General features: G+C 68.1%; 26 protein-coding genes. 11 read left to right on the forward strand and 15 right to left on the reverse strand.

The features are described 5' to 3' along the window. Positions 1 to 11: 11 nt before the first annotated feature. The 3 genes from WKC72_RS10610 to WKC72_RS10620 form a co-directional block, all read right to left on the reverse strand. Positions 12 to 866 (reverse strand): LLM class F420-dependent oxidoreductase, encoded by an 855-nt coding sequence (locus WKC72_RS10610; RefSeq protein WP_370182527.1) that lies wholly within the window; start codon positions 864 to 866, stop codon positions 12 to 14. A gap of 56 nt (positions 867 to 922) precedes the next feature. Then, positions 923 to 1489, reverse strand: coding sequence for a hypothetical protein (locus WKC72_RS10615; RefSeq protein ID WP_128641381.1), 567 nt, complete (start codon positions 1487 to 1489; stop codon positions 923 to 925). Between the two features lie 76 nt (positions 1490 to 1565). Beyond that, a complete protein-coding gene (locus WKC72_RS10620; RefSeq protein ID WP_005251258.1) occupies positions 1566 to 1886 on the reverse strand; it encodes a GYD domain-containing protein in 321 nt (106 codons plus the stop codon). A gap of 83 nt (positions 1887 to 1969) precedes the next feature. Between WKC72_RS10620 and WKC72_RS10625 the strand changes: the two genes are divergently transcribed. Together WKC72_RS10625 and WKC72_RS10630 are read left to right on the forward strand one after the other, a co-directional pair. Continuing rightward, the gene (locus WKC72_RS10625) at positions 1970 to 2785 is read left to right on the forward strand and encodes a DUF72 domain-containing protein (protein WP_370182529.1); all 816 of its coding nucleotides are present in this window, start codon (positions 1970 to 1972) and stop codon (positions 2783 to 2785) included. Positions 2786 to 2856: 71 nt separating this feature from the next. Next, positions 2857 to 3330 carry a hypothetical protein gene (locus WKC72_RS10630; RefSeq protein ID WP_112300039.1) on the forward strand — a complete coding sequence of 158 codons (474 nt, stop codon included), beginning with the start codon at positions 2857 to 2859 and terminating at the stop codon, positions 3328 to 3330. Between the two features lie 5 nt (positions 3331 to 3335). Here the strand turns inward: WKC72_RS10630 and WKC72_RS10635 are convergent, their stop codons facing one another. Further along, positions 3336 to 3653, reverse strand: a complete 318-nt coding sequence (locus WKC72_RS10635; RefSeq protein WP_370182530.1) for an ArsR/SmtB family transcription factor — start codon at positions 3651 to 3653, stop codon at positions 3336 to 3338. 90 nt (positions 3654 to 3743) lie between these two features. Here WKC72_RS10635 and WKC72_RS10640 point away from each other — a divergent pair, with 90 nt between their 5' ends. Continuing rightward, the gene (locus WKC72_RS10640; RefSeq protein WP_370182531.1) at positions 3744 to 4799 is read left to right on the forward strand and encodes an SDR family oxidoreductase; all 1056 of its coding nucleotides are present in this window, start codon (positions 3744 to 3746) and stop codon (positions 4797 to 4799) included. Between the two features lie 9 nt (positions 4800 to 4808). On the opposite strand, the gene WKC72_RS10645 is transcribed toward WKC72_RS10640, so the two are convergent. Then, entirely contained in the window at positions 4809 to 5333 is a 525-nt protein-coding gene (locus WKC72_RS10645; protein ID WP_016882593.1) for a MarR family winged helix-turn-helix transcriptional regulator, read from the reverse strand. A 66-nt stretch (positions 5334 to 5399) separates the two neighbouring features. Here WKC72_RS10645 and WKC72_RS10650 point away from each other — a divergent pair, with 66 nt between their 5' ends. Next, a complete protein-coding gene (locus tag WKC72_RS10650; protein WP_370182533.1) occupies positions 5400 to 6812 on the forward strand; it encodes an FUSC family protein in 1413 nt (470 codons plus the stop codon). Between the two features lie 6 nt (positions 6813 to 6818). Here the strand turns inward: WKC72_RS10650 and WKC72_RS10655 are convergent, their stop codons facing one another. After that, a complete protein-coding gene (locus WKC72_RS10655; protein WP_370182535.1) occupies positions 6819 to 7208 on the reverse strand; it encodes a hypothetical protein in 390 nt (129 codons plus the stop codon). A 5-nt stretch (positions 7209 to 7213) separates the two neighbouring features. Then, positions 7214 to 7813 (reverse strand): TetR/AcrR family transcriptional regulator, encoded by a 600-nt coding sequence (locus tag WKC72_RS10660; protein WP_025433238.1) that lies wholly within the window; start codon positions 7811 to 7813, stop codon positions 7214 to 7216. Between the two features lie 95 nt (positions 7814 to 7908). On the opposite strand from WKC72_RS10660, the gene WKC72_RS10665 reads away from it, so the two are divergent. The 3 genes from WKC72_RS10665 (at position 7909) to WKC72_RS10675 (ending at position 10793) form a co-directional block, all read left to right on the forward strand. Next, the gene (locus WKC72_RS10665; RefSeq protein ID WP_370182536.1) at positions 7909 to 8943 is read left to right on the forward strand and encodes an ABC transporter permease; all 1035 of its coding nucleotides are present in this window, start codon (positions 7909 to 7911) and stop codon (positions 8941 to 8943) included. Positions 8944 to 8963: 20 nt separating this feature from the next. Beyond that, positions 8964 to 9632 carry a vancomycin high temperature exclusion protein gene (locus WKC72_RS10670; RefSeq protein ID WP_037225835.1) on the forward strand — a complete coding sequence of 223 codons (669 nt, stop codon included), beginning with the start codon at positions 8964 to 8966 and terminating at the stop codon, positions 9630 to 9632. 69 nt (positions 9633 to 9701) lie between these two features. Next, a complete protein-coding gene (locus WKC72_RS10675; RefSeq protein ID WP_370182537.1) occupies positions 9702 to 10793 on the forward strand; it encodes a VIT1/CCC1 family protein in 1092 nt (363 codons plus the stop codon). Here the strand turns inward: WKC72_RS10675 and WKC72_RS10680 are convergent. Next, on the reverse strand, positions 10716 to 11780 hold the full coding sequence (locus WKC72_RS10680) for a GAF domain-containing protein (RefSeq protein ID WP_370182539.1): 1065 nt from the start codon (positions 11778 to 11780) through the stop codon (positions 10716 to 10718). The genes WKC72_RS10675 and WKC72_RS10680 overlap by 78 nt on opposite strands. Before the next feature lie 79 nt (positions 11781 to 11859). Further along, positions 11860 to 12174, reverse strand: a complete 315-nt coding sequence (locus WKC72_RS10685) for a helix-turn-helix transcriptional regulator (protein WP_037225829.1) — start codon at positions 12172 to 12174, stop codon at positions 11860 to 11862. A gap of 135 nt (positions 12175 to 12309) precedes the next feature. On the opposite strand from WKC72_RS10685, the gene WKC72_RS10690 reads away from it, so the two are divergent. Both WKC72_RS10690 and WKC72_RS10695 read left to right on the forward strand, forming a co-directional pair. Then, positions 12310 to 13884, forward strand: coding sequence for an MFS transporter (locus WKC72_RS10690; protein WP_370182540.1), 1575 nt, complete (start codon positions 12310 to 12312; stop codon positions 13882 to 13884). Continuing rightward, positions 13881 to 15401, forward strand: coding sequence for an FAD-dependent oxidoreductase (locus WKC72_RS10695; RefSeq protein ID WP_370182541.1), 1521 nt, complete (start codon positions 13881 to 13883; stop codon positions 15399 to 15401). The genes WKC72_RS10690 and WKC72_RS10695 overlap by 4 nt, the downstream gene beginning before the upstream one ends. Before the next feature lie 21 nt (positions 15402 to 15422). On the opposite strand, the gene WKC72_RS10700 is transcribed toward WKC72_RS10695, so the two are convergent. Genes WKC72_RS10700 through WKC72_RS10710 form a run of 3 tightly spaced genes read right to left on the reverse strand, consistent with a single transcriptional unit; the run spans position 15423 to position 18342 of the window. After that, on the reverse strand, positions 15423 to 16655 hold the full coding sequence (locus WKC72_RS10700; protein WP_370182543.1) for a cytochrome P450: 1233 nt from the start codon (positions 16653 to 16655) through the stop codon (positions 15423 to 15425). Positions 16656 to 16681: 26 nt separating this feature from the next. Then, positions 16682 to 17347: an HAD family hydrolase gene (locus tag WKC72_RS10705; protein ID WP_370182545.1), complete on the reverse strand. Its 666-nt coding sequence runs from the start codon at positions 17345 to 17347 to the stop codon at positions 16682 to 16684. Then, on the reverse strand, positions 17344 to 18342 hold the full coding sequence (locus WKC72_RS10710) for a ScbA/BarX family gamma-butyrolactone biosynthesis protein (RefSeq protein ID WP_128641391.1): 999 nt from the start codon (positions 18340 to 18342) through the stop codon (positions 17344 to 17346). Before WKC72_RS10710 ends, WKC72_RS10705 begins: the two co-directional genes overlap by 4 nt. 482 nt (positions 18343 to 18824) lie before the next feature. On the opposite strand from WKC72_RS10710, the gene WKC72_RS10715 reads away from it, so the two are divergent. Then, positions 18825 to 20297, forward strand: a complete 1473-nt coding sequence (locus WKC72_RS10715; RefSeq protein WP_370182547.1) for a DUF4185 domain-containing protein — start codon at positions 18825 to 18827, stop codon at positions 20295 to 20297. Positions 20298 to 20355: 58 nt separating this feature from the next. Here the strand turns inward: WKC72_RS10715 and WKC72_RS10720 are convergent, their stop codons facing one another. Further along, positions 20356 to 21567 carry an SfnB family sulfur acquisition oxidoreductase gene (locus WKC72_RS10720; RefSeq protein ID WP_370182548.1) on the reverse strand — a complete coding sequence of 404 codons (1212 nt, stop codon included), beginning with the start codon at positions 21565 to 21567 and terminating at the stop codon, positions 20356 to 20358. Positions 21568 to 21692: 125 nt separating this feature from the next. Between WKC72_RS10720 and sfnG the strand changes: the two genes are divergently transcribed. Next, the gene (gene sfnG, locus WKC72_RS10725) at positions 21693 to 22808 is read left to right on the forward strand and encodes a dimethylsulfone monooxygenase SfnG (protein WP_370182549.1); all 1116 of its coding nucleotides are present in this window, start codon (positions 21693 to 21695) and stop codon (positions 22806 to 22808) included. Between the two features lie 43 nt (positions 22809 to 22851). On the opposite strand, the gene WKC72_RS10730 is transcribed toward sfnG, so the two are convergent. Next, positions 22852 to 24507: an FAD-binding dehydrogenase gene (locus WKC72_RS10730; RefSeq protein WP_370182550.1), complete on the reverse strand. Its 1656-nt coding sequence runs from the start codon at positions 24505 to 24507 to the stop codon at positions 22852 to 22854. Further along, entirely contained in the window at positions 24504 to 25211 is a 708-nt protein-coding gene (locus tag WKC72_RS10735) for a TetR/AcrR family transcriptional regulator (protein WP_037225812.1), read from the reverse strand. Before WKC72_RS10735 ends, WKC72_RS10730 begins: the two co-directional genes overlap by 4 nt. Between the last annotated feature and the right edge of the window lie 40 nt (positions 25212 to 25251).

The following is a 25251-nucleotide window of genomic DNA, read 5'->3' on the forward strand; positions in this document are numbered from 1 at the left end:
GTTAGCAGAACTCAGAGTCCCAGCGCGCCTGCGAGTTCCCGCAGGGCAGGCACCGGATCGTCGCCTGCCGGGAGTACCTGGATGGCGACGTGATCGGCGCCCGCGTCCAGGTGTTCCCGGAGGCGGCCGGCGACGTACTGCGTGTCACCGTGGGCGGCGAGCGCGTCGATCAGATCGTCGCTGCCGCCGTTCGCGATTTGCTCGTCGGTGTACCCGAGCCGTTTCAGGTTGTTGACGTAATTGCGTAGGTGCAGGTACGGATTCTCGACGGCCGAACGTCCGATGGGGCGAGCGCGTTCCGGATCGGTGTCCAGCACGACCTTCTGCTCCGGTGCGATCACCGGACCGGGGCCGAGCAGCTCACGCGCTTCACGGGTGTGCTGCGGCGTGGTCAGGTACGGATGGGCGCCGGCGGCGCGGGCAGCGGAGAGTTCGAGAACCTTCGGTCCGAGCGCGGCGAGGACGCGTCGTCCCGCCGGGACACCGGCGGCGTCGAGGGCGTCGAGATACTCCACGAGGGCGGCGTACGGCTTGCTGTAGTTCAGTCCGGGCTGCTCGGGATGGCCGACACCGATGCCGAGGAGGAAGCGCCCCGGATGACGGGCCTCGAGCCGGTGGAACGAGGTCGCGATCTCGTCGGCGGGCGCGGTCCAGATGTTCACGATTCCGGTCGCGACGGTGATGGTGGATGTCGCGTCGAGGAGGCGTTCGGCGACGTCGAGGTCGGCAGGCGGGGAGCCGCCGATCCAGATCGCGCCGTAGCCTGCCGATTCGATCGCCGCACCCACCTCGGGGGCCAATCCGCCTGCGTGACGCCAGACGCCGAACTGTCCGAGCTGCGGGGTTTCTGCTGTGGTCTCCGTCATGTGGCGTGCAACCTTCCCTCGTGGTCATTCATTCCGGTGTTCTCGAGTACGTGGTCTCAGGCCTGGTGCAGCCAGGAGCGGAACAGGAGCGCGCCCGCGGCGGCGAGCACGAGCGCGACGGGAACGGCCCACACCGGACCGCCGTCGCCGAGTAGACGCCGGGTGAGTCCGGCCAGTAGGGACGCGATGGCCGTCAGGATCCACAGGACAACCGGCACGAGTAAGAGTCCGAGGACGAGATGCACCAGCCAGGCGCCGGCAAGCGTCGGGCCACCCCAGCTGTACTCGTAGGAACCGTCGGTGATCAGCCCGTAGAACAGGCCCCGGACCGCGGCGATCAGACCGAGAAACGCGACGAACCACGCCACCATCCCGACCAGGAGCGACAGCACCGAATGCGCGACAACGCGCAGCCACGACGGCGACCGCACGTCGATCCGCGCCGGCGCGTTCGAGTCGGCGGCAGCGATTTGCCACCGCTCGGCCCGGCGGTGCCGTCCGGTCGCCGCGGCGCCGAGTGAGACGAGGCCCGCAGGAAAGGCCCTGAGCGCGAACAGGGCACGGCGAACGGACTCGGTGGTGAACGGGTTCACGGACGTCGAGTTGGCCTGGTCGGTTGACATGGCTCGACGCTATCGGCCGATTCCGCCGCCGCACATCATCCTGCAGAACGATATTCGCTACCGCAGGGGTAGACGATCAGCTGCCGGGCGCACGGTACTCGGCGTCCCGGCGCACCGCGTCGTCCACCTGCTCCGGCGTCAGCAGCGCCACCGATTCGGACCTCGCCGCACCGGACGCGGTGGTGCGGATGCCGAGCGCGGCGGCCGCGACGTCGTCCGGCACGTCACCGATCACGAACAGATCCCGGCCACCCAGCGCGAAGTAGCAGGATTCGACTGTGCCCCCGACGCTTTCGACCATCTGTGTGATCGCGTCGCGTCGTGCGGTGCCGCCTTCGGCGAGTAGTCCCTTCGCGCCTTCGGGTGAGTACGTGACCTGCCAGAGATATCTCGGCATCAGTGCCTCCTCGATTGTGGGGTCCCCTCATGGTTCTCCCGGGACGGGCCACATGCAATAGGTTCCGGCGCTAGGGTCGTGAGATGGCCGAGGCCCGCGTAGGTATCTCCGGCTGGACGTATCCCGGTTGGCGCGGCGACTTCTACCCGGAAGGTCTGGCCCATCGCAAGGAGTTGGCGTACGCCGCGGGGCGATTGACGTCGATCGAGATCAACGGGTCCTTCTATTCGTTGCAGCGGCCGACGAGCTATACGAAGTGGCGTGACGAGACACCGGAGGGTTTCGTGTTCGCCGTCAAGGGCGGTCGCTACATCACGCACATGAAGAGGCTGGTCGGCGCCGAGTCGGCGCTGGCGAACTTCTTCGCATCCGGGGTGCTCGCGTTGGGCGCCAAGCTGGGACCGCTGCTGTGGCAACTGCCCCCGACGCTCGCGTTCGATTCGACGAGTCTCGCGGCGTTCTTCGAGCAGTTGCCGCGGACGACCACCGACGCCGCGGCGCTCGCTTCTCGGCACGACGACAAGCTCTCCGGCGACAGGGCGTGGACCGAAACGGATGCCGCTCGTCCTGTCCGCCACGCGCTCGAGGTCCGGCATCCCAGTTTCGACACGGAGGAGGCGAGGGAGTTGCTCCGCGCGCACGACGTCGCGTTCGTCTTCGCCGACACGGCAGGCCGGTTCCCGTACGTGGAGGCGATGACGAGCGATTTCGTCTACGCCCGGTTGCACGGCGACAAGGAGTTGTACGCCAGCGGCTACACCGACGAGGCGCTGGACGAGTGGGCCCGCAAGGTCGAGCGGTGGCTCGGGCAGGGCCTCGACTGTTTCGCGTACTTCGACAACGACATGAAGGGGTACGCGCCGTTCGACGCGCTGCGGCTGATCGAGCGGCTGCACTGAGTGCGCCGCTTGTCGGTGTCCCATGGCACAGTGAGCTTCGGTTCGACGAAGACGAGAAGAGGATCTACCGGATGTGGCCCACTCATTGGCCTGCTGTCGCACGTGACATCGCCGAAGCACTCGATGCCGCCATCGTCGCGGCGCGTGCGTCGGATGCGGCGGCGCTGACCGAGGCGACGGAGGAACTGGCGGCCCTGCCCGCGGAGCAGGTGGGTGCGGTGCTGTCGGGAGTGGTCCGGGAACTGCTCGAGACGCTGCACCCGGACGGTTTGACGGGTGAGGACGTGCAGGACGTTCTCACCCGGTGCGCGCGGGCGGCGGCTCTGTGGTTTCCGGCCGTCGACGTCGATTCGCTGGTCACCGTGCTGACCGGTGCACTCGGCGTGGCCGATGTCGAGGAGAACCCGCGCAGACCGGAGCGTGCCGTGGAGGCCGCGATTTTGGTGATCGCCGATCTGCTGAGTGCGGCGGAGGTTCCCGCCGACGGGTACGTCCGCCGGGCGCTCGACGAGATCGCGCGCGCCGAAACCGTCGAGATGCCCTGATTCGTTCAGAGTTCGGTGCGGATGTGATCGGCCAGCCGGGCGATCCGGTCTTCGTCGCGGCGGTAGTGGGTCCACTGCCCGATCCGATGGCTGGTGACGAGTCCGGCGCTCTGTAGGGCGGCCATGTACTGCGAGGCCGTCGACTGGGAGACCTCGGCCCTCGCCTGAATGTGCTTCAGGCACACGCCCACGTCTTCCGCGGGTTCGAGCTGTGGGGGAAAGCTGCCGGGGTCTTTCAGCCACTGCAGGATGCGCACGCGGGTCGGGTTCGACAGCGCTTTGAAGACCAGGGCCAGGTCGGTTGAGTCCGGAAGTTCACTCACGGGCCCATCGTACCGCCATATCGCGATTTTCCGATATGTATGGTTCACTCGACATATCGCAACTTCGCGATATACCGATAGGAGTGAGTGATGGCCAAGCGCAGAGTGGCAGTGGTCGTCGGTGCGCGCGGGGTGATCGGCGGCAATCTGATCGACCACCTCGAGACGACCGGGGAGTGGGACGTCGTCGGACTGTCGCGCCGAGGCGGACCCGATACCGATCGGGTGCGGCACATCGCGGTCGATCTGCTCGACGAGCGCGACGCGGCCGAGAAGCTGGCCGAACTGCGCGACGTGACCCACATCTTCTACGCCGCGTACCAGGACCGTCCGTCGTGGGCGGAGCTCGTCGCGCCCAACGTCGCGATGCTCGTCAACACGGTGAACGCGCTCGAACCCGTGGCTGAGGGGCTCGAGCACATCAGCCTGATGCAGGGTTACAAGGTCTACGGCGCCCACCTCGGACCGTTCAAGACGCCGGCGCGAGAGAGCGACCCGCCGCACATGCCGCCCGAGTTCAACGTGGACCAGCAGCAATTCCTCGAGGACCGCCAGCGCGGCAAGCGCTGGACGTGGTCCGCGATCCGCCCCTCGGTCGTCTGCGGATTCGCTCTCGGCAATCCGATGAATCTTGCACTGGTGATTGCCGTCTACGCCACGATGTCGAAGGAACTCGGAGTGCCGCTGCGGTTTCCGGGGAAGCCCGGCGCGTATACGAGTCTGATCGAGATGACCGACGCCGGGCTGCTGGCGGAGGCGACCGTCTGGGCCGCGACCACCCCCGAGTGCGCCAACCAGGCGTTCAACATCAACAACGGAGATCTGTTCCGCTGGGACGAGATGCTGCCGAAGATCGCGGATTTCTTCGAACTGGACGTCGCACCGCCGCTGCCGATGTCGATGGACGTCGTCATGGCCGACAAGGCGCCGGTGTGGGACCGCCTCGTCGCGAGGCACGGACTGGAACCCACGCCGTACTCGGACGTCTCGTCGTGGGCGTTCGGCGATTTCGTCTTCGGCTGGGACTACGACGTCATCGCCGACGGTTCCAAGGCGCGCCGGCTGGGTTTCCACCGACACGTCGAGACCGAGCGGATGTTCCTCGACATCTTCCGCGACCTTCGGGCCCGGAAGATCATTCCCTGAGGGTGGGAGCTACCGGCGAATCCCGGATTCGACGTTGGCGGCGATCCGCCGGAGCAGCCCGGCCAGCACCGCGCATTCGTCCTCGTCGAGTCCGGCGAGGAATTGCCGGTCCCGTTCGACGCGTTGCGGGAACTCGGTGTCGACGAGTTGCCGCCCGGGCTCGGTCAGATGGAGCAACACGACGCGCCCGTCGCGTTCGAACGGCAGTCGTTCCACGAGGCCCAGTCGGGCCAGGCGGTCGACGTGCTTGGTGGTGGATGCGCCGCTGAGCATCGTCACGGCGGTGACTTCGCTGGCCCGCAGTGGCCGATCGCTGCGGGCGAGTACACACAGGACGTCGAACTCGGCGCGCGAGACCCCGCTCGCGTCCAGGGCGCGGTCGAGTTGCTGCAGGGCCTGGGATCCGATCCGGGTGATGCGGCCCATCACTTCGATCGGTGACGTGTCCACTTCGGGATGGGTCTCGGCCCATTCGCGTCGAACGCGATCGGTGAAGTCCTCATCCGGACGTGGGGCAGTGCTCATGAAAACCATCGTAGCGACCAACTTCACACTAATTCAGAACTATTTTACTAGTGAAATATACGGTACGCTGAGGTCATGCAGGCTTCCACTGGATACGCACCCGACCTCAACCGGCTCCATCACTCCCGTGGGGCGCTGGCCTACTCGGTGGCGCCCTCGACGTGGCGTCGTGCGTTCGAGGTCCGGAATGCGGATGCCACCATCGCACCCGCACTGCGGGTGGGTGCGGCAACTGCCCTGGTGCTGGTCATCGGTGGTCTTCTCGGGCACGGCAACCTCGCGGGCTTCGCGGCGCTCGGTGCGCTGACCGCCGCATTCGGCCGCTACGAGCCGTACCCCCGGCTCGCCCGCAAGGCGGGTCTCGTCGGTGTCGCACTCATCGCCTTCGTCGCCGGAGGAGCGCTCCTCGGTGCTGCGGGACTGCCGCTCTGGCTGCAGATAGCGGCCATGTCCGTGGCCTCGGGGGTCGCCGCGTGGCTGCTGGCGGCGTTCCGTATCGCCGGTCCCGGCCCTGTCATCCTGATCTTTGCGGCGACCGCGGCCGTCGGACACGCGACCCATTTCTCCGATCTCGGACCGGCCGTCGTGGCCGTTGCGGTCGGTGTCGTCGTGGGCTGGCTCGCCGCCATGACGCCCTGCCTGTTCGTTCCCCTCGGGCCCGCCCGGCTGGCGGTGGCGCGGGCGCTGGCCGCGGCCGCGGAACTGGAGCATGCACACGACACTTCCGCGATCGCGTCCGCTCGCAAGGCCATCGACAACGCGCGTGACGTGATCGCGCACAGCGGACGGGGCCGCGACGGGCACTCCCACCAATTGTTCGCGCTTCTCGCCGAAGCGGACACGCTGGTCGATCGGTGGGCGCACGAGAGGGACCACGACACCCTGCGTGCGCTCGTCGATCACGAGTCCGAACTTCGTAAGGTGAAGCGCCGCAGCGACCTTTCGGCGTTCGGTGCGGATCCCGCGGTGCTGCCGAAGCCGGGTGGCTTCTTCGCAGACGGTCGCCTGGCGCTGCGGTCGCGGGAGGGGATCGTCAACGCGGCCCGTATCGCCGCTGCGGCCGCGCTGGCCGGATGGATTTGTGTGGCAATGGGATTGGAGCACCCGCTGTGGGCGTCGATGGGCGCGATGGCCGCGATGCAGGGGTTCAACTTCAGTCAGACCGTGCAGCGGGGAATTCAACGCCTCGTCGGCAATGTGGCAGGGGCGGTCCTCGCCGCCGGGCTGATCGCCGCAGCGATGGGGTACTGGCAGACCGTCGTGGTCATCGTGGTGCTGCAGACCGTGACCGAACTGGTGGTCATCAAGAACTACGCGTTCGCGTCCGTCGCCATCACGCCCATGGCTCTGCTGCTCACCGGACTCGGGTCGGCGGTCGCACCGGACATCGCGGTGAGCCGCGTCGTCGACACGCTCGTCGGCGTGGTGGTCGGGGTGATCGTCTCGGCTGTCGCGATCAGCCGGACCGACCACCATCACGTGAACTGAGGCGGCTCAGATTCCCGTCGCGGAGACGTAACCGGCGAATCCGATCGCGCACGCGCCCGCGCTGAGGGCCAGGGTTCCACATGCCACCGGCCACGCGATCGTGCGCCGCGCGATGCGTGCGATCGTGACCGCGCCGCCGATCACGGTCACCAGTGCGGCGACCGCGAGCGCCACGCACACCGCGATCCACGCGTTCTCGGCGCTGCAGGTCTCGGGCGGGCAGTAGTCCAGGAACAGCAGCCAGAACAGCCCCGCGACCGCGGAAATGCTGGCGACGGCGACCGCGACGACGAGCGCGGCCGCCGACACCGCCACGTCCCAGCCGTTCAGCCGCGACTGATCGTCACCCGGACACGGGTGATTCCATGGATGTGACTGAGGCCCCCCTGGCTGCATGTTCGTCACTGTACTGCGGGTTCCGGGAGTATCGGTGGCGGCAGCGGAGCCCCGTCCGGGCGCAACCCGGCGAGGAACACCGTGATCAGCCGCGGAACGAGATTGGCTGTCGTGTCGTCGAACATGAGCACGTGGGGCCGGGTCAGCATGGCGATTCCCATGATGATCTCGAGCGGCACGACGTCCTCGCGCACCAGTCCGTCGTCCTGGAGCCGGCGGATGAACTCGGTGACCGTCGACTTCGTGAGCTCCCTCGATTCGCGGACGTCGGGCGGTAGTTCGTCGAGGCTGTTGACCAGTGCGGGAACCAACGCTCCCATCCTCAGTTCGACCACGGCGTCGACGAACCGCCGCCACGCTCCCTCCGGATCGTCCCCGCATTCGTCCAGTCCCCGGACCGCGAGTTCGCGGACTTCGGCCAAAGTCGTCCGGGCCACGGCGTGGGCGAGTTCGTCCCGGCTCGGAAAGTTCCGGTAGAGGGTGGCGATCCCGACCCCGGCCTCTGCGGCGATGGCGTCGAGCGGCGCGTCGTGCCCGCGGTCGGCGAACACCGCGCGCGCAGCCTTGATCAGCGTGTTGCGTCGTTCCAGCGCGTCTGCCCGCACGATTTCACCTCCTTCGTTGACAACCCAGCATAACCGGAGGAATATTCTCCACAAGTAACGGAGGAATTTCCTCCACTTAGTGGAAGGGGAGTCCGATGAGCACTTCGGATACCGGGACACTCGAGCCGCGCACGGAGCCCGCCGGGCGATCGGCGCACAGCCCGTCCGATCCGGTGAAACTGACCGCTGTCGTGCTGGGACTCACCGCGGTGATCGCGCTGATGCTGCTGGCGTTCGCGTGGCCCGCCGTCAACAGCGGCCCCCACGACCTCCGGCTGGGCGTCGCCGGACCCGACGCGGCCGTCACCCGGATCGACACCGTGCTCGCCGCGGGACACCCCGGCGCATTCGTCACCGAGCGCTTCGCCGACTCCGATGCGGTCCGGACGGCGATCGAACACCGGGAGGTGGTCGGCGGAATCGTCGCGACACCGGACGGCATGAAGGTCCTGTCGGCCGGCGCCGGCGGGGCGCCCATCGCGCAGACGATGAACGGCATCGCGGCGGGCATGAGCACGGCTGCGGGACACCCCGTTGCGGTCGAGGACGTCGTTCCGCTGACGGCCGACGACCCCGCCGGCGTCGGTCTCGGTGCCTTGGCGCTACCCCTGGTCTTCGGCGGCATGATCCCCGCGCTCGCGCTCGTGCGGCTCTTTCCGCGCAGTCTCGCTCGGCGGGTGGCCGGGGCGGTGCTGTTCGCCGTGAGCGCCGGGCTGGTGCTGACGGCAATTCTGCAGTTCGGTCTCGGCAGCGTCGACGGCAACTACTGGACGACCACCGGTGCCGTCGTGCTCGGCATCGCCGCTATCTCGCTGACCGTTCTCGGGCTCGAATCGGTGCTGGGCACAGCGGGGTTCGCGCTCGGAGCGGTGACGATGATCTTCCTCGCCAATCCGCTGTCCGGCCTGGCGACCTCCGCGGCGTGGCTCCCTTCGGGGTGGGGCGCATTCGGTCAGCTGTTGCCACCCGGCGCGGCGGGCACCGTGGTGCGGTCGACGGCGTTCTTCGACGGACACGGAGCCGGTGCGGCGGTGCTCGTGCTGACCTGCTGGGTGCTGTTCGGGCTGGGCCTGTGCCTGGTGTCCGGACTGCGTGAGCGGCGCGCCGGGGAAGAACTGGCCGTCGCCTGACGCTGTGGTTTGATGGCGGCATGGGGGAAAGACGGATCGTCCGCCGACTGGTCGGCATCGGAGCGGGCCTCGGTGCGCTCGCGGTCCTCGTCGTGGCGGCCTCGACGGTGTGGATATCGCGCGAGGCCTCCGGCCACGTCTACGACGTCGACGACGCACCCGAAGCGCCGGTCGTCATCGTCCTCGGTGCGCAGGTGCGCGACGGCAAACCCCGGGAGTACCTGGCCGGACGCCTCGACGTCGCCGTCCGTCTCGTGCAGGACGGCCGTGCGCGGGCGGTCCTCGTCTCGGGCGACGGTGCAGGCAGATCCGGCGACGAGATCGCGGCGATGACGGACTACCTGGTGGAGAAGGGCATCGACCGCAGCAAGATCGTCGGAGATCGGTACGGGCTCGACACCTACGACACGTGCGCGCGGGCCGTCCAGACGTACGGAGTGACCAAGGCGCTGATCGTCACTCAGGGTTTCCACGTCCCCCGCGCGGTCGCGCTGTGTCGCGGTGCCGGGATCGACGTCGCCGGAGTCAACGCCGGATGTGAATGCCGCCCGATCACGATGGCCAGGAACACGGTGCGCGAATCGCTGGCCCGGCCGAAGGCCGTCCTCGACCTGTTGTCCGGGCGCGATCCCGTGGTGGTGTCCGAACCCGAGGACTCGCTGGGGAAGGCTCTCGCCGCCGAGGGCTGACCTCGAACCGCCGCGGTGGGGAGGGGCCCGTCGGTAGGCTTCTCACCGTCGACGATCGGGAGGCTGACGATGGTTTCTCCGACGGGTTCGGGTGCACGACCGGATCCCGGTCCGCGTGAAGTCCGGAAATGGCGTCGCTACCTCGCCGACGAACGCGCCGAGGCGGCTGTCTACCGCGACCTCGCGAAACGCCGGACCGGTGAGGAACGCGAGATTCTGCTGGCGCTCGCCGACGCCGAGGGACGGCACGAGGCGCACTGGCGCGAGCTGCTCGGCGAACACGTCGGCAAGCCCGTGCGCGGTGACGTCCGCACGCGCATCCTCGGTGTGCTGGCCCGGCGGTTCGGATCGGTGTTCGTGCTCGCCCTCGCGCAGCGCGCGGAGACCCGGTCGCCGTATCCGACGGACGTCGACGCCACCGACGCCATGGGCGCGGACGAGCGCATCCACGAAGAGGTGGTGCGGGCGCTGGCGGCGCGCGGGCGAAATCGGCTGTCCGGCACGTTTCGTGCCGCCGTGTTCGGTGCCAACGACGGCCTGGTCAGCAACCTCGCCCTCGTCCTCGGCATCAGCGGTAGCGGCGTCGACAATCACATCGTCCTGCTGACCGGGCTCGCCGGTCTGCTCGCGGGCGCGTTGTCGATGGGCGCGGGCGAGTACGTGTCCGTGCGGTCGCAGCGTGAACTGCTCGAGGCGTCGGCGCCGGGGCAGGGCGCCCGTGAGGCGGTGCCGCTCCTCGACGTCGACGCGAACGAACTCGCACTCGTGTACCGCGCACGGGGCATGCCCGCGGAGGACGCCGAGAAACGTGCCGCCGACGTGTTGCGGAGAGCCGTTCAGCCCGAGCCTGTTTCGGGTTCGGAAGCCGTCGACGAGCACGAGGCCATCGGCACCGGGCTCGGTGCGGCCGCCGCGAGTTTCTGCTTCTTCGCGTCCGGTGCGGTGATCCCCGTGCTGCCGTACCTCTTCGGCATGGAAGGCACCGCCGCTCTCGTCGTCGCGGCCGCACTGGTCGGCGTTGCGCTGCTCGGGACGGGTCTGGTGGTGGGGTTGCTGTCGGGTGGACCACCGGTCAAGCGGGCATTACGCCAGCTGGCAATCGGGTACGGCGCAGCCGCCGCCACCTACGTGCTGGGCATGCTGTTCGGGACAGGCGCCTGAGAACGTCATCATCACCACCGGTGTGGAACCGTAGCCGGGGACGGGAAACGTGCGCACCGTGTGCCGGGACCAGGATCCGTCCGACAGTGCGACGCGGGCGACAGTGGGAAGACGCGCCGGGATCCGTTGCCGCACTGCCGCGAGGTCTTCGCCGTGCAGCAGTCCGATCTGCCCGCCCTCTGCCGCGGCAGACAGACCGGTCAGCGGTGCGGTGATCCATTTGATGGCGTACCCGTGCTGTGAATCGACCAGTGCGGCATGAACCCCCGCGACCGCGTGCACGGTCGACGCGATGTCGGAATCCATCACCCGGATGGCCAGTTCGCCGACGTCGGTCTTGTGCGTGATGTCGTGATCGACGCCCCGTAGCACCACCCCCTCGGGTGTCTCGACGGCTCGGCGCACGAACCGGACGAGGCGCAGCGTTCCGTCGTCGTGCCGGGCGATGAGTTCGCCGGACAGGAACTCGCCGTCCCGCGCGTTGTCGACGCGTTCCATCAGTACCGCGATGTCGGAGATCCGCGGCACCCTGCGGTACAGGTCGGCGAGACCGAAATGGTCGTGTTCCGGCCGGGTGTCCGCCACCCCGTACAGATTCCGGAACTCACGCGTCCATCGAGTGCGTCGCGGACCCGCCGACACGGACAGATTCCATTCCCATCCTGCGGCCCGGTGCGGCTGCGGCACCGGGCTGTCCGCGCGACCGGTGAAGATCTGCACCGCGAGGACGTCCCCGCCCGGACCGAGTACCGGTTTCGCCACGACGAGATCGATGTCGCCGACCGTCTCGCCGAGGGTCACCTGCACCGGCTGTCCCGACGACCTGACCGTGTCGATGGCTCCCGCCACCAGGGTCAGCATCCTGCCGCGGTAGACGTTGCCGAGCGGCCGGCACTGCCGCTGCTTGATGCCCTCCGCGATCACCGTCGGTGCGTCCCCCAGGATTTCGGCCAGAATCCAGCCGTCTCCGCTTCCCCGTTGTCCCACTCGTACCGCCCCCTCTTGGCGCACGATCATCGCACGGCGGCGATCCGGATGCTCGGCGAGACGGTTGCCGCGACAGCGTTCAGTCCGGCGCGGTCGCGACGGCGTCCAGGAGTCCCGGGAAGCGGGATTCGATGTCGGATCTGCGCAGCTGAGCCATCCGGGAATTGCCGCGGTCGACCTGTGTGATCAGCCCGGCCTCGCGCAGGACCTTGAAGTGGTGGCTGCGGGTCGATTTGGACACCGGCAGCCCGAACGACGTGCAGTGACGTTCCGCCCCGTCCGCCTCGGCCATGAGCTTCTGCACGACCTCGAGGCGCAGGGGGTCGGCGAGTGCGGCGAGCACGGAGACCAATTCGATCTCGTCGACCGCAGGATGTCCCTCGGCGTCGGGCACAGCGCACCTCCAGGTTCGCATCGTCGACCACCAGAGTGAAGGTTCGTCTTGCATCGAACCTCACTCTGGTGCATGGTTCGTATTGTATCGAACCTCTGGTGCACGGGGGCAACGCACTCTTCAGGAAGGATCGACATGACCTCGGAGCTGACCACGCCGGACGCCACGACGCCGACGTCACCACCCGAAGCAACACCGTCCGACCCGCGACGCGGGAACCTCACCCTCGCCGCCGTACTGCTGGCCGTTCTCGTCGTCCCGATGTCGATTTCCGGAACCGCGGTGGCGCTGCCCGCCATCACCTCCGACATCGGCGGCGGAGCATCGGGCCAGCAGTGGGTGGTGAACGCGTTCAACCTGTCGTTCGCGTGCTTCACCCTGGTCTGGGGGTCGCTGTCGGACCGTCTCGGCCGTGGCCGCCTGTTCGCCGCCGGTGCCGCCACGTTCGCGGTCGGGAGTGTTGCCAGCGCACTGGCCCCGAACATCGTGGTCCTCGACATCGCCCGCGGCGTCGCCGGTCTCGGTGGCGCCGCCATCTTCTCGTGCGGCGCGGCGATCCTGTCCTCCGCCTTCGACGGGCCCGCCCGGTTGCGCGCGTTCGCCCTGTTCGGGACGACCGCGGGCATCGGTGTGGCGCTCGGACCGACGCTGTCCGGGCTTCTCGTCGACACGGCCGGCTGGCGACCCATCTTCGCGGTCCAGGCCGCCGTGCTGCTCGTGGTGCTGGCGGCCACCCCGGTGATCGGACTGGCACGACCGGCGGGCGACGCGGCCGCGAAGTTCGACCTGCTCGGCACCGTCCTCCTGGTGCTGGGTCTGCTCGCGGCGATGGTCGGCATCGTCCAAGGCGAACCGTGGGGCTGGGGCAGCCCGGCGGTCGTGGCGTCGTTCCTCCTCGCGGTCGCGCTGCTGGTCGGGTTCGCCCGTGTCGAATCGCGACGTCCGGCGCCGCTGCTGGACCTCGAACTGCTCACGCACGCACGGTTCATGGCCCTGTGCCTCGTTCCGGTGGCCGCGTCGTTCGGCTTCGTCACGTTGCTCACCTACTTTCCGACCTTCCTCCAGTTCGTGGCCGGACAGTCTTCGGCGAAGGCGGGTCTGGTGATCGTGCTCCTCACGATTCCGGTCGTGGTGGGACCGCTCGCCGCAGGCCGCGCGGTCGGCGCCGGGGTGAACCCCCTCGTGGTCATCTGGATCAGCCTGGGAGCGTTGATCGCCGGTGACCTGGGACTTCTGTTGGCGGGCCCCGACACGGCGGTCGCTGTCATCGCGGTGCCGCTGCTCCTCGCGGGGTGCGGAATGGGACTGTCCGCCGGTCTCGTCGACGGTCAGGCGCTCGCCCTCGTCCCCGAGGAGAAGGCGGGTATGGCTGCGGGAGTGGTGAACACGATGCGACTGGGCAGCGAGGCCATCGCCGTCGCGGTGTACGCGGCGCTGCTCACCGGTCTCGTGACCCGCAGGGGCGAGGAAGCGCTGGCCGGCGTCGACGGCGTGGGCAATGCCACGGACGTCGTCGGCAAGGCCGCGAGCGGTGACCTCGAGCAGGCCCTGGCGGCGGCCGGACCGGACGTCCGGGAACAGGTGGCGCCGCTCGTGATCGACGCCTACAACAGTGCGTTCCACACGACGCTGGTCGTTCTGGCGGTCGTCGTCGCCGGATTGTCGGGCGTCATCGCGGTGCTGCTGCGACGCGGGGCGGGCGCGCGATGACGGAGGCGGACGACCTGCGACAGCACTACCGGATCGTGGTGGTCGGCGGCGGCCCGGTGGGATCGCTGACGGCACTCGAGCTGGCGCGCAGCGGAATCGACGTACTCGTCCTCGAGGCCGCTCCGCACACCACGGACGTTCCGAAGGCGGGGACGATCCACGCACGCAGTATTCAGCTGCTCACCCGGCGAGGACATTTCGCGGCGCCGGACGTCGACGCCGGAGCCGCGTCGACCACTTTCCACTACGCCGGCGTCTGGGGTCTGGAGATCACGGCACCACCCGGCGAGGGACCTGCCATCGCCGGTATCGGGCAGAGTGATCTCGAAAGACTCTTCACCGCACGGCTGATCGGTCTCGGCACCCCGGTGCTGAAGGCCGCGATGGTCACGGGCGTCGATCAGGACGACGGTGGGGCGACGGTGACCTTCACCCACGAGGGACGCACCCGGAGGGTGACAGCCGACTGGGTGGTCGGCGCGGACGGCGCCCGCAGCATCGTGCGGCGAAGCGTGGGCTTCCCGGCGACGGAGACTGCTCCGACCGCCGCGGCGCTCCTGGGTCTCGCCGTCCTCGACGACCCGGCGACCGCCCCCAGGGGGTGGGTGCGTACCGAACGGGGCTGGACCGTCCTCAACGTCAACCACGGCGGATTCAGCCGTATCATCACATTCGATCTCGATGGTCCGCACGAGGATCATCGCCGGCCCCTCACCGCGGAGGAACTGCAGGAGACGGTCGACAGATTCGCGGGCCGTCCCGTTCCGTTCCGCAACGCACGGTCGCTGTCCCGGTTCAGCGACTACTCGCGGCTGGTCGACGACTACCGGCTCGGCCGGGTCCTGCTCGTCGGTGACGCTGCGCACGTGCACTTTCCGCTCGGCGGGCAGGGGTTGAACCTCGGCATCGGAGACGCGGTCGGCCTCAGCTGGCGCCTCGCCCTCGTCGCGCGGGGACAGGCCGACCCGTCGGTGCTGGACGCGTACTCGCGGGAGCGGCACGCGTGCGCGGCCGGGGTGATCGCCAACGTCGCGGATCAGCGTGAACGGATGCGCATCGGTGTCGCCGGCGACCGCCTGCGACACGAACTCGATGTCCTGCTGGAGGATCGCGACCGCAATCGGGCGCTGGGTTCGGTGATCAGTGCGCAGAGTCAGCCCGCGCCCAGCACTCTCCAGGATGCGGCGCGCGGCGACTTCGCCGCGAACACCGTGCTCGAGACGGACACCGGAGTCACCGACCTGATCCGGTTGCACGTCGCGGCGGGAAACCGGGGTCTCCTGCTGGGCGGGGACGCATCCGAATCCGTCCGCGCACTCGTCGAACCCTGCTGGGGCGAACGGGTCCGGGTGATTCGGGCGCGGAACCTCGGGCCCACCACGGTGCTCGTGCGCCCGGACGGTGAAGTGGCCTGGTCGGGGGAACCGGGAGACGGCAGCGAACTCGTCGCCCGGCTGGCGGAGACGTTCGGCGGCTCCGCCACCCGTGCGCGGTTGACGAGTGCAGGGACTCGTTGACCGCGCACGGGCGCGAAGCGCCTACCAGCGGACGGGCAGCGACGTCGGACGCCGGAGGAGTACTCCCGAATCCCACGGCACCGCAGCCGGTTCGACGGCGAGAGCGAGGGTCGGGAATTCATGGGCCAACCGGACCAGTGTCGTGGTGATCTCCATCCGGGCCAGCGACGCGCCCATGCAGTGATGCATGCCGTACCCGAACTGCAGATGGCGTTTCCCGTCCCGGAACGGGTCGATCAGTTCCGGGTGCGGGAACGTGTCGGGGTCCCGGTTCGCGGCGAACGCGTCGGCGTAGACGAGGGCGCCCTCGGGGATCACGGAGTCCCGCAGCTGAACTTCACGGGTGGCGATCCGGGGAAACGTCGAAATGTTTCCCAGTGGAAGCACCCGCAACAGCTCCTCGACCAACTGCGGCGCAGCGGCAGGCTCGTCCACCAGCAGAGTCCACAGCGCAGGCGCCTGCACCAGCACGTACACGGCCTTCGCGAGCACGGACAGCACGTTCTGGTCGGCGCCGAGGACGGAGCCGAGCAGGATCGCGACCAGTTCGTCGTCGCTCAGCGGCGGTTCCGCCTCGTCCCGCGCCGCCAGGAAGCGGTCGATCAGCCCGCCCGGTTCGACGGGTCGTTTCCGCTGCACGAGGTCGGTCACGTAGTGGTAGACGAGCCAGAAGTTCTCCAGCAGGCCGGGAATGTCGGTGTCGTGCGACAACTGCACCACCCGCGACGACGGGCGGAAGTAGTCGATGTCCGACTCCGGGATCCCGAGGAAGCCGACGTTCACCTCGACCGGCAGGCGGTCGAGCACCGTGGCGAACAGGTCGGGGCTTTCCTCGCTGCGCAGCAGTGCGATCCGGCGGTCGAGGATGCGACGGACCGATCCCTTCAGCTTCTCGACGCCGGCAGGGCTGTAGTCCGCGTTGACGAAACTCTTCATCCGCGCGTGATCCGGGGTGTCCAGATTCAGCAGAAGATCCGGGGGCATCGTCGTGGGCTGAAAACTCGGCCCGCCTTCGACGTTGGTGTCCCTCCGGCCGAAGGACGGATCCGTGAGCACCTTCAGGACGTCGTCATATCGTGTGACGTGCAGGGCGGTGTGCCCGCTCGGCAGGGTGATCTCGGGCAGTCCGGTGGGCCCCTCCGCGGTCACCGGGGTGTACGCGACCGGCGGGTCCAGGTGGGGAATGTCGTCGATGGACACCGCGACACCGCGTCGGCGTCCAGGTGGAGTGAGTGTCGAAACCTGGGTCGTCACGTCGTACTCCTTCACGTTGGTGGGATTCACAGGACGGCGGCGACGCCGGTCAGCCGGGACAGCTCACTCGACGCCTGGGCATTGGTGCGGAAATGGATGGCACGCCAGCCGCTCTCGCGTGCAGCGCGTACGTTCTGCTCCAGGTCGTCGATCAGGATGCACTGATCGGCGGCGACGCCGGCAGTCTTCTCTGCGATCGCGAAGATCTGGGGGTCCGGCTTGCGCGCGCCGACCAGGCACGAGTCGACGACAGCATCGAGCGGGCCGGCGGGTTCGATGATCGGCCTCCAGAACCGCTCCCACTCGACCACGTTGTTCGACAGGACGCCGACGCGCAGACCGTGAGCCTTCAGGCCGCGCAGCGCCGCGGCTATCGCGGTGTTCACGGTGATACCGTCGAACCATTGCTCTCCGAACGTCTCCAGCCGCGCCCTGGTGAGGTCCAGACCGGGGTCGGCGGCGGCGAGGTGCTCCCTCAGCCTCGCACCCCACTCGCGCTCGGTGATCTGGGCCAACTCGATCGGGGCGAGAGGAGGTGCCCCGAGGTCGTCGCCGACGGCCTGCATCGCCGCCTGCAGGGCTGCGGGTGAGATGCCCGTCTTCGTTTCGTACGCCGCGAAGAGTTCGGCGAGCGGGGGCGAGAGCACACCACCGAAGTCGAACCAGACCATGGTGTCGTCCCGCGTCGTCATCGGACGATCCGATCGAGAGCGGCAGTCGAGGCGCTCACTCGTTGCAGGGTGACCCGGCCGTGGGCGATCTGCCGCCCCTCCTGCGCGAGAGTGACGGACAGGACGACCTGGCGGGAGCAGATTTCCGCCTCGGCGACGGCTGCGCAATCCGTCGGCAACTCCAGCTCACCGAAGCTCTCGAAGACGGCGTCGCACCCCACGAGCACGAGCATTCGTGGGGACAGGCCGAACAATTCGTGCGCGGCGACGAGGGCGGTCTGACGCATCGCCTCGAAGATCAGGGCGCCCGGCACGTGGTCGAGCGGGTGATCGAACAGGCCGGGGTGGGCCTGATCGACCAGCACCTGGCTGCGCACGGTGTCGCCGTCGACCCCGATCCGGCTCAGCACCACGTTGTCGAACGAATGTCGAGCCACCTCCCGAGGCTCGACCCGCTCGTGCAACGGATGCGGTCGGGCGGGGTCGAGCTGCAGCGGTGCTCGACCCCTCTGCCGGAGGCGGTCCCACGCGTCGCCGGGCATCCACTGGATGGTCATGCTCATGGTGGCCGCGGCAGACCCGTCCAGCGCGAGTGTCATGGCGAGCGTGATTCCGACGATGTCGGCGCCCCGTCTCTTCTCGGCGGTGATCGTGGCGTCCAGAACCCCCGCGGCGGGTGCGGGGCCCACTTTCACGGCGTCGAGGTCGACGACCTCGAGCGCTCCGGCGTTGAACACGAACTTGGCGTCGAGCGGAGCGTCGACGTGCCGATGCGAGATCAGGATGGACGCCTGCCGGAACGTTTCGAGCAGAAGCAGCGGATCATACTGTCGTACAACGATATTGTGATCGCTGTAGTAGCTGTGGACTCTGGGAAGCTGCACGCCGAGACGGAACTGTGGGTAGCTCTCGCAGATGATGTCGGTGAGGAAGACCTCGCAGATCGCGGCGCGGTGCACGTGCGCGCGGGGGATGGCGGACGAATAGGACAGGGTCGGTTCCAGGACGGCGGTCATGTCGATTCCTTTCGTTGACAGCGGAATTCGCACGGGTCGATGCCGCCGGGCGACGACGGCGGTGAGCAGTGGAATGCGTGACCCGTGCAGACGGTGGTTCGCGCTGGAGCGGAAGAACGCGGGCGAGCCCGCAGCGCAGAGGGCGAGGAGCTCGGGGTCTCGTCGCGGACCGGGGATCCCGGTGGATGCGCACGATCAGTGAATACCGGGCGGTCCGGAGCGTCAACAGATGTAATCCGGTGTTCACCGATCCCTTGACGGTGTTCGGCACGCGAACACCACGGTCGAAAGTCGTTGACCTGCGGTATCGGTGACTCCGCGTCCGAGCAACTTCCTTGTCGCGTGGCGGGAGTCACAGCCTTGGTTCCGGATCGGGACGGAAATGTTACCGCCAGGTATGGCGTGTGGTAACCGGCGAGCGTAGAGGGGCGATGCTATGTTCCCCTCGCCGGGAGTGGCCGGAGTTGACGGAGGGGTCGGGGATGTCGAAGAGGTGGGTCGCGTCGGTCGCGGCAGTGGCGATCGGCTCGGGCGTGATCGCCTATTCGAACCAGAACGCTGCCGTCGCGGAACCCGAGCCGGTGTCCAACGGCCTACCCGGCAGCGGTCCCTGCGCGAGCGAGGTGTCGAACGAGACACACTCGCTGATACCGGAGAAGCTCGAGATTCCGATCCCGTACCCCAAGATCACGACGGTGCCGTATCCCGCTCCCGTCACGGATCCCGTCCGCGTGTCGCAGGCGTTGCCCGCCGACACGTGCACCGATCCGTGCCCCGACCTCACCGACGAGACCGACCAGGCCCCGGGGAACCTGTCGAGCGTGCTGAACATCCCGGACGTCAGCGTGAAGTTCACGCCCTTCCACTTCGGCATTCCCGTCCCGGGCGCCGACATCCAGTTGCCCCCGCGGCCGCCCCTCGTGCACCCCGCGACCGAGGAGGCGCCGCGCAGCGCGGCCCCGGCCACGCCGAAGATCGGCGACGTGACCCGCGTGGCCAAGGTGACCGGGTCCGGTTCCGTCAGTCGCACCGACAAGCGTTACCAGGTCAACGGCACCGACCTCGGCATCATGTGGGAGAGCGCCCCCGACCAGATCGCCGTCGCGTTCGGCGACACCGTCGGCAAGGGATTCCAGCCACCCGGTGGTCAAGGCGACGACTGGCGCAGCAACGTCCTCGGTTTCAGTTCCGACCGCAACCTGTCCGACGGCATGAGCCTCGACAGTATGGTTCAGGACAGCCGGTGCCACGCGGCGGAACTGCTCGACAGCCGCAAGCTCGACAATATCGAGATCACCACCATCCCGACCTCGGGTTTCGCCGTCGGGAACCGGCAGTACATGAGCTACATGTCGATCCGCACCTGGAACAGCATCCCTGCCACGTGGTGGACGAACTACGGCGGCATCGCCTACTCGGACGACGGCGGATCGACCTGGACCAAGGACCCGTACGCGAAGTGGGACAACATCTTCGGGGTCACCAAATTCCAGGTCGCGTCGATGGTCCCCGCCGGCGACTTCGTGTACATGTTCGGTACCCCCAACACGAGGCTCGGCGCCATCGGCCTGGCCCGCGTCCCGGCCGCCGATGTGCTGAACACGTCCGCCTACCAGTACTGGCAGAACGGCAACTGGACGCCGGTCGGTGGTTACACGGAGGCGACCCCGATCGTGGACGCCCCCGCCGCCGAATTGTCCGTGCGCTACGAGGAGGCCACCGGCAAGTGGCAGATGGCGTACCTCGACACGTCGAAGGCGGCCATCGTTCTCCGGGAGTCCGACTCGCCGCAGGGCGTCTGGTCGGATGGGGCGCCGATGGTCAGCGCCGTCGAGTACCCGGAACTGTACGGCGGCTTCATCCACCCGTGGTCGAGCGGCGACGAGCTGTACTTCACCATGTCGACGTGGTCCGACTACAACGTCTTCCTCATGAAGGCGGACATAGGCGCATAGCGCCCGTGCGCGGTTGACGAGTCCAGGGACTCCTTAACCACGCACGGGCCCGGAGGGCCTACAGCAGGCCGTGGCGTGGCGGGACGGTGCCCGACAGCGTCCAGCGGCCGATGTGCTGAATCTTCCACCGCGTCGGGTCGTGCAGGGTGTGGGTGCGGGCGTCCCGCCAGTACCGCGACAGGTTGGACGTTTCCGACGCACTGCGGGTGCCGCCCAGCTCGAACAGCACGCTCGACGCCTCGAGTGACGCGCGGGCGGCGGCAACCTTGGCCGCGGCGGCGTCGATCGAGGCGACCGCGGCGCTCTGCTCGGTCAGGTCGCGACGTGCTGCGTCGATGCTGCGCGCACCCTCCCGGAGGAGTGCCGTCGCGGACCGGACGCTGACCGCCGCCTCACCGGCCAGCTGGATCAGCAGGGGATCGTCGACGGCGTCGGTGACGCCCGCCTCGAAATAGGGCCTTGCCTGACGCGCCGACCGCACGCCCTCGTTCAGCGCTGCTGCGGCAATCCCGGCGTCGATGGCGGCGTGCAGGATCTGGGCCTGTGACCCGTACGTGGTGGGTGCGTCGAAGATGGGGGAGAACGGCACGACGTGGAACGCGGGCACCCGGACGGCGTCCAGGGTGACGGTTCCGCTCGCCGTGGTCTTCTGCCCCATGCCGTCCCAGTCGTCGACGATCGACAGCCCGGCGGCGCTGCGCGGCAGGTAGGCGACGGCCTTGGCGGCTTTCCCCGTCGGCGTCGTCGTCCCCGGAAGGGTGGCCCGTACCGCGATCCAATCGGCGAAGAGTGCGCCCGTGCTGTAGAACTTGCGACCGTCGACGACGAAGTCTTCGCCCTGCCCGGTGAGCGTCGTGGCGTCGATGTCGATCGTCGTGGTTCCGCGCTCGCTCTGGGCGTTGGCGAACCGGCGCCCCGCGAGAACCTCGGAATAGAAGAACTCCTGCTGCGCAGCCGTGCCCAGGTGACGCAGCACCTCGAGGAACGTGTAGTGGCTGTGCGGGATCTGCGCGATGCTCGGATCGCCCTCGGCGAGAAGACGGAAGACTTCGGCGAGGGTTTCGGTTCGCGCGTCGATGCCACCGTGCTCGCGGGGAACACCGAGCGCGAGCAGTCCGGACGCGGCGAGAGCGCCGACCTGTTCGAAGGGGAGTCGCCGGCCGGCATCGCGAGCCGCCGCCTCCTCGGCGAACTGTGCGGCGAGATCGGCAGCAACGACGAGGGCTTCGGCCTCGTCACTGATGCGGTGGGCGCTCTGGACGGCGGTCATGCCTGACCTCCCTGTACTGCTGTCATGCCGTCGAACCTCACACGGACCCACGAGCGGGTGAAGGGTTGTACGCGCACTGATTGGAAGGGTGGGCGTGCGCTGTGTGGGCGGGTTGCATGCTGGGTATGTCAACCGAACACATCGCTGAGCAGATCAAGTTCGCCTACTGGGTGCCCAACGTCAGTGGCGGGCTCGTCACGTCCGACATCGAACAGCGGACCAGCTGGGATTACGAGTACAACAAGAAGCTCGCCCAGACCGCCGAGAACAACGGTTTCGAGTACGCGCTCAGCCAGGTCCGGTACGAGGCCAGCTACGGGGCCGAATATCAGCACGAGTCGACCAGCTTCAGCCTCGCACTGCTGCTTGCCACCGAACGGTTGAAAGTGATCGCCGCCGTCCACCCGGGTCTGTGGCAGCCCGCGGTGCTGGCGAAACTGGGGGCCACGGCCGACCACCTGTCGAACGGCAGGTTCGCCGTCAACGTCGTGAGCGGCTGGTTCAAGGACGAATTCACCCATCTCGGCGAGCCGTGGCTCGAGCACGACGAACGGTACCGGCGCAGCGCCGAGTTCCTGCAGGTGCTCCGCAAGATCTGGACCGAGGACGACGTCGACTTCCGTGGCGACTTCTACCGCATCCACGACTTCACCCTCAAGCCGAAGCCGCTGAACACGCCCGACCGTCCGAACCCCGAACTGTTCCAGGGCGGCAATTCCGTCGCCGCACGGCGGAACGCGGGCCGGTACTCCGACTGGTACTTCAGCAACGGCAAGGACTACGACGGCGTCACGGAACAGATCGTCGACGTGCGACAGGTGGCGCGTGAGCACAACCGGGAGGTGAAGTTCGGGCTCAACGGATTCATCATTGCTCGCGACACCGAGAAGGAAGCGCGCGACACCCTCCGCGAAATCATCGAGAAGGCGAACAAGCCTGCGGTCGAGGGATTCAGGTCCGCCGTCCAGCAGGCCGGCGCGTCCACCGCCGACAAATCGGGGATGTGGGCCGACTCCACGTTCGAGGATCTCGTCCAGTACAACGACGGATTCCGTTCCCAGTTGATCGGGACGCCGGAGCAGATCGCCGAGCGCATCGTCGAATACCGGCGTCGCGGAGTCGACCTCATCCTGGGTGGGTTCTTGCACTTCCAGGAGGAGATCGAGTACTTCGGCGCCAACGTCCTGCCGCTGGTCCGCGAACTCGAGGCTGCCGAGAGGCTCGCGCCCGTGAGTGGTTAGCGAGTCCAGGGACTCGTCAACCGCGCACGGGCGGCGGAGCCGCCTACAGGTGCCGGGCCAGCGCGCGACCCGCGGCCCGGCTGGAGAAGATGCAGCCGCCGAGGAAGGTGCCCTCGAGTGCGCTGTAACCGTGGACGCCGCCGCCGCCGAATCCGGCGACCTCACCGGCGGCGTAGAGACCCTCGAACGGTGTGCCGTCGGGCCTGATCACCTGCGAGTCGAGGTTGGTCTCGAGGCCGCCGAGGGTCTTGCGGGTGAGCAGGTGCAGCCGGACCGCGATCAGCGGGCCGTTCTTGGGGTCGAGCAACTCGTGGGGGCTCACGACGCGGGTGATCTTGTCGGCCAGCAGGTTCCGTGCGTTGTGGATCGCCATGATCTGGAAATCCTTGGTGTAGCTGTTCTTCACCTCCCGGTCGCGGGCCACGATTTCGCGTTCGAGGTCCTCGTACTTCAGCGGTGCCTCGGGGGTGAGGGCGTTCATGCCGTCGACGAGGTCGCGGAGATTGTCGCGGACGACGAAGTCCGCGCCGTGCTGCTTGAACGCCTCGACGGGCCCGGGTGCGCCCTTCTTGAGGCGTTCGGCGAGCAGTTTGAAATCGCGGCCGGTGATGTCGGGGTTCTGCTCGGAGCCCGACAGTGCGAACTCCTTCTCGATGATCTTCTGGTCGAGGACGAACCACGTGTGATGGTGGCCGCTGTTCATGATGTGGTCGAGTGTTCCCATGGTGTCGAAACCGGGGAAGTTGGGGCTGGGGAGGCGTTTGCCGTTGCCGTCGAACCACATCGACGACGGTCCGGGGATGATGCGGATGCCGTGGTTCGGCCAGATCGGGTCCCAGTTCTGGATGCCCTCGGTGTAGTGCCACATGCGGTCGCGGTTCACGATGTTGCCGCCGGCGTTCTCGGTGATCTCGAGCATGCGGCCGTCGACGTGCGCGGGAACGCCGGCGAGCATGTTCTCGGGAGCCTTACCGAGGCGCGCGGGCCAGTTCTTCTTGACCAGTTCGGGATTGCCGCCGATACCGCCGGATGTGACGACTACTGCCTGTGCGGAGAATTCGAACTCCCCGACCGCGGTTCGCGAACTCTTGACGCCGCGTGCTTCGGTGGACGGTTCCAGGACGGTGCCGCGCACGCCGGTGGCGGCACCGTCGGTGACGACGATCTCGTCGACCTGGTGACGGTGCTTGAACGTGACGAGGCCCCGCTTCGACGCGGCCATGACACGTGTGAGGAAGACTTCGACGACACCCGGTCCGGTGCCCCAGGTGATGTGGAAGCGCGGAACGGAATTGCCCTGTCCGAGAGCGGATCCGCGTCCGCGTTCGGCCCATCCGACGTTCGGCATCAGGCGCAGGCCGAGGTCGTGGAGGTACTGCCGCTTCTCGCCTGCCGCGAACTCGACGTACGCCTGGGCCCACAGCCGCGGCCACTGGTCCTCGCGGGCGCGGTCGAAGGCCGCGGTGCCCATCCAGTCCTGGATCGCCAGTTCGTAGGAGTCCTTGATGCCGAGTCGCCGTTGTTCGGGGCTGTCGACGAGGAACAGGCCGCCGAGCGACCAGAAGGCCTGTCCGCCGAGGTTCGCCGAACTCTCCTGGTCGACGACGAGGACCTTCCGGCCCGCCTTGACCATTTCGTATGTGGCGACGAGTCCGGCCAGTCCGGCGCCGACGACGATCACATCAGCCTGTTCGGTCACGAGGACCCCTCTTTCCGGTGTGTATGGGTGTGGGTGGTGTCGGGTTCGGTGTACGCGGCCACGACGTGGGTGAACAGTTCGAGACGTAGTTCCCGGGCGGATGCGTCGTCGTCCTCGATGAGGCACTGGACGCTCGTTCCGTCGTGCAGGGCCACGAGCGCGCGGCCGAGCACCCGCGGATCGCCGACGGCGCGCCGCCCGAGGCGGTGAAGCGCCTTCTCGAGGATCGGCACGATCGTGTCCAGAATCGTGTCCTCGCGTGCTGCGAGGGCCTTCTTCAGGGACGGGTTGCGCAGGGCGTGGGCGGTGAATTCCGCGTTGATCCGGTACCACTGGTCGTCCACGGGGACGACTCCGAGCACCAGTTCGGTGCCGGCGCGCAGCTTTTCGGCAGGCGTGAGCCCCGAGAGGTCGATGCTCGACGAATCGGCGGCCAGCCGGATCTGTGCGAGCATCGCGCTGGAGCGCTGTTCCCACATGGCGAAGAACATCTCGTCCAGCGAGGCGAAGTTGGAGTAGAAGGCGCCGCGGGTGTAGCCACCGCGTTCGCAGATCTGCTCGACCGTCGACCGTCCGAAGCCGTTTTCGGCGAACACCTCGACCGCGGCGTCGAGCAGACGCCGGCGAGTCTGGCCTCGCCGTTTCGTTACCCGGCGAGGTGTGTCGGTGGCAGGCTCGGAGGAGCGGGCCGGTGAGGTCGGCATGGGCACTCCTCCGATCGGGTCGACAGCAGTCGTCGATACA

The organism is Rhodococcus wratislaviensis (assembly GCF_041228765.1).
Lineage (GTDB): Bacteria > Actinomycetota > Actinomycetes > Mycobacteriales > Mycobacteriaceae > Rhodococcus_F > Rhodococcus_F wratislaviensis.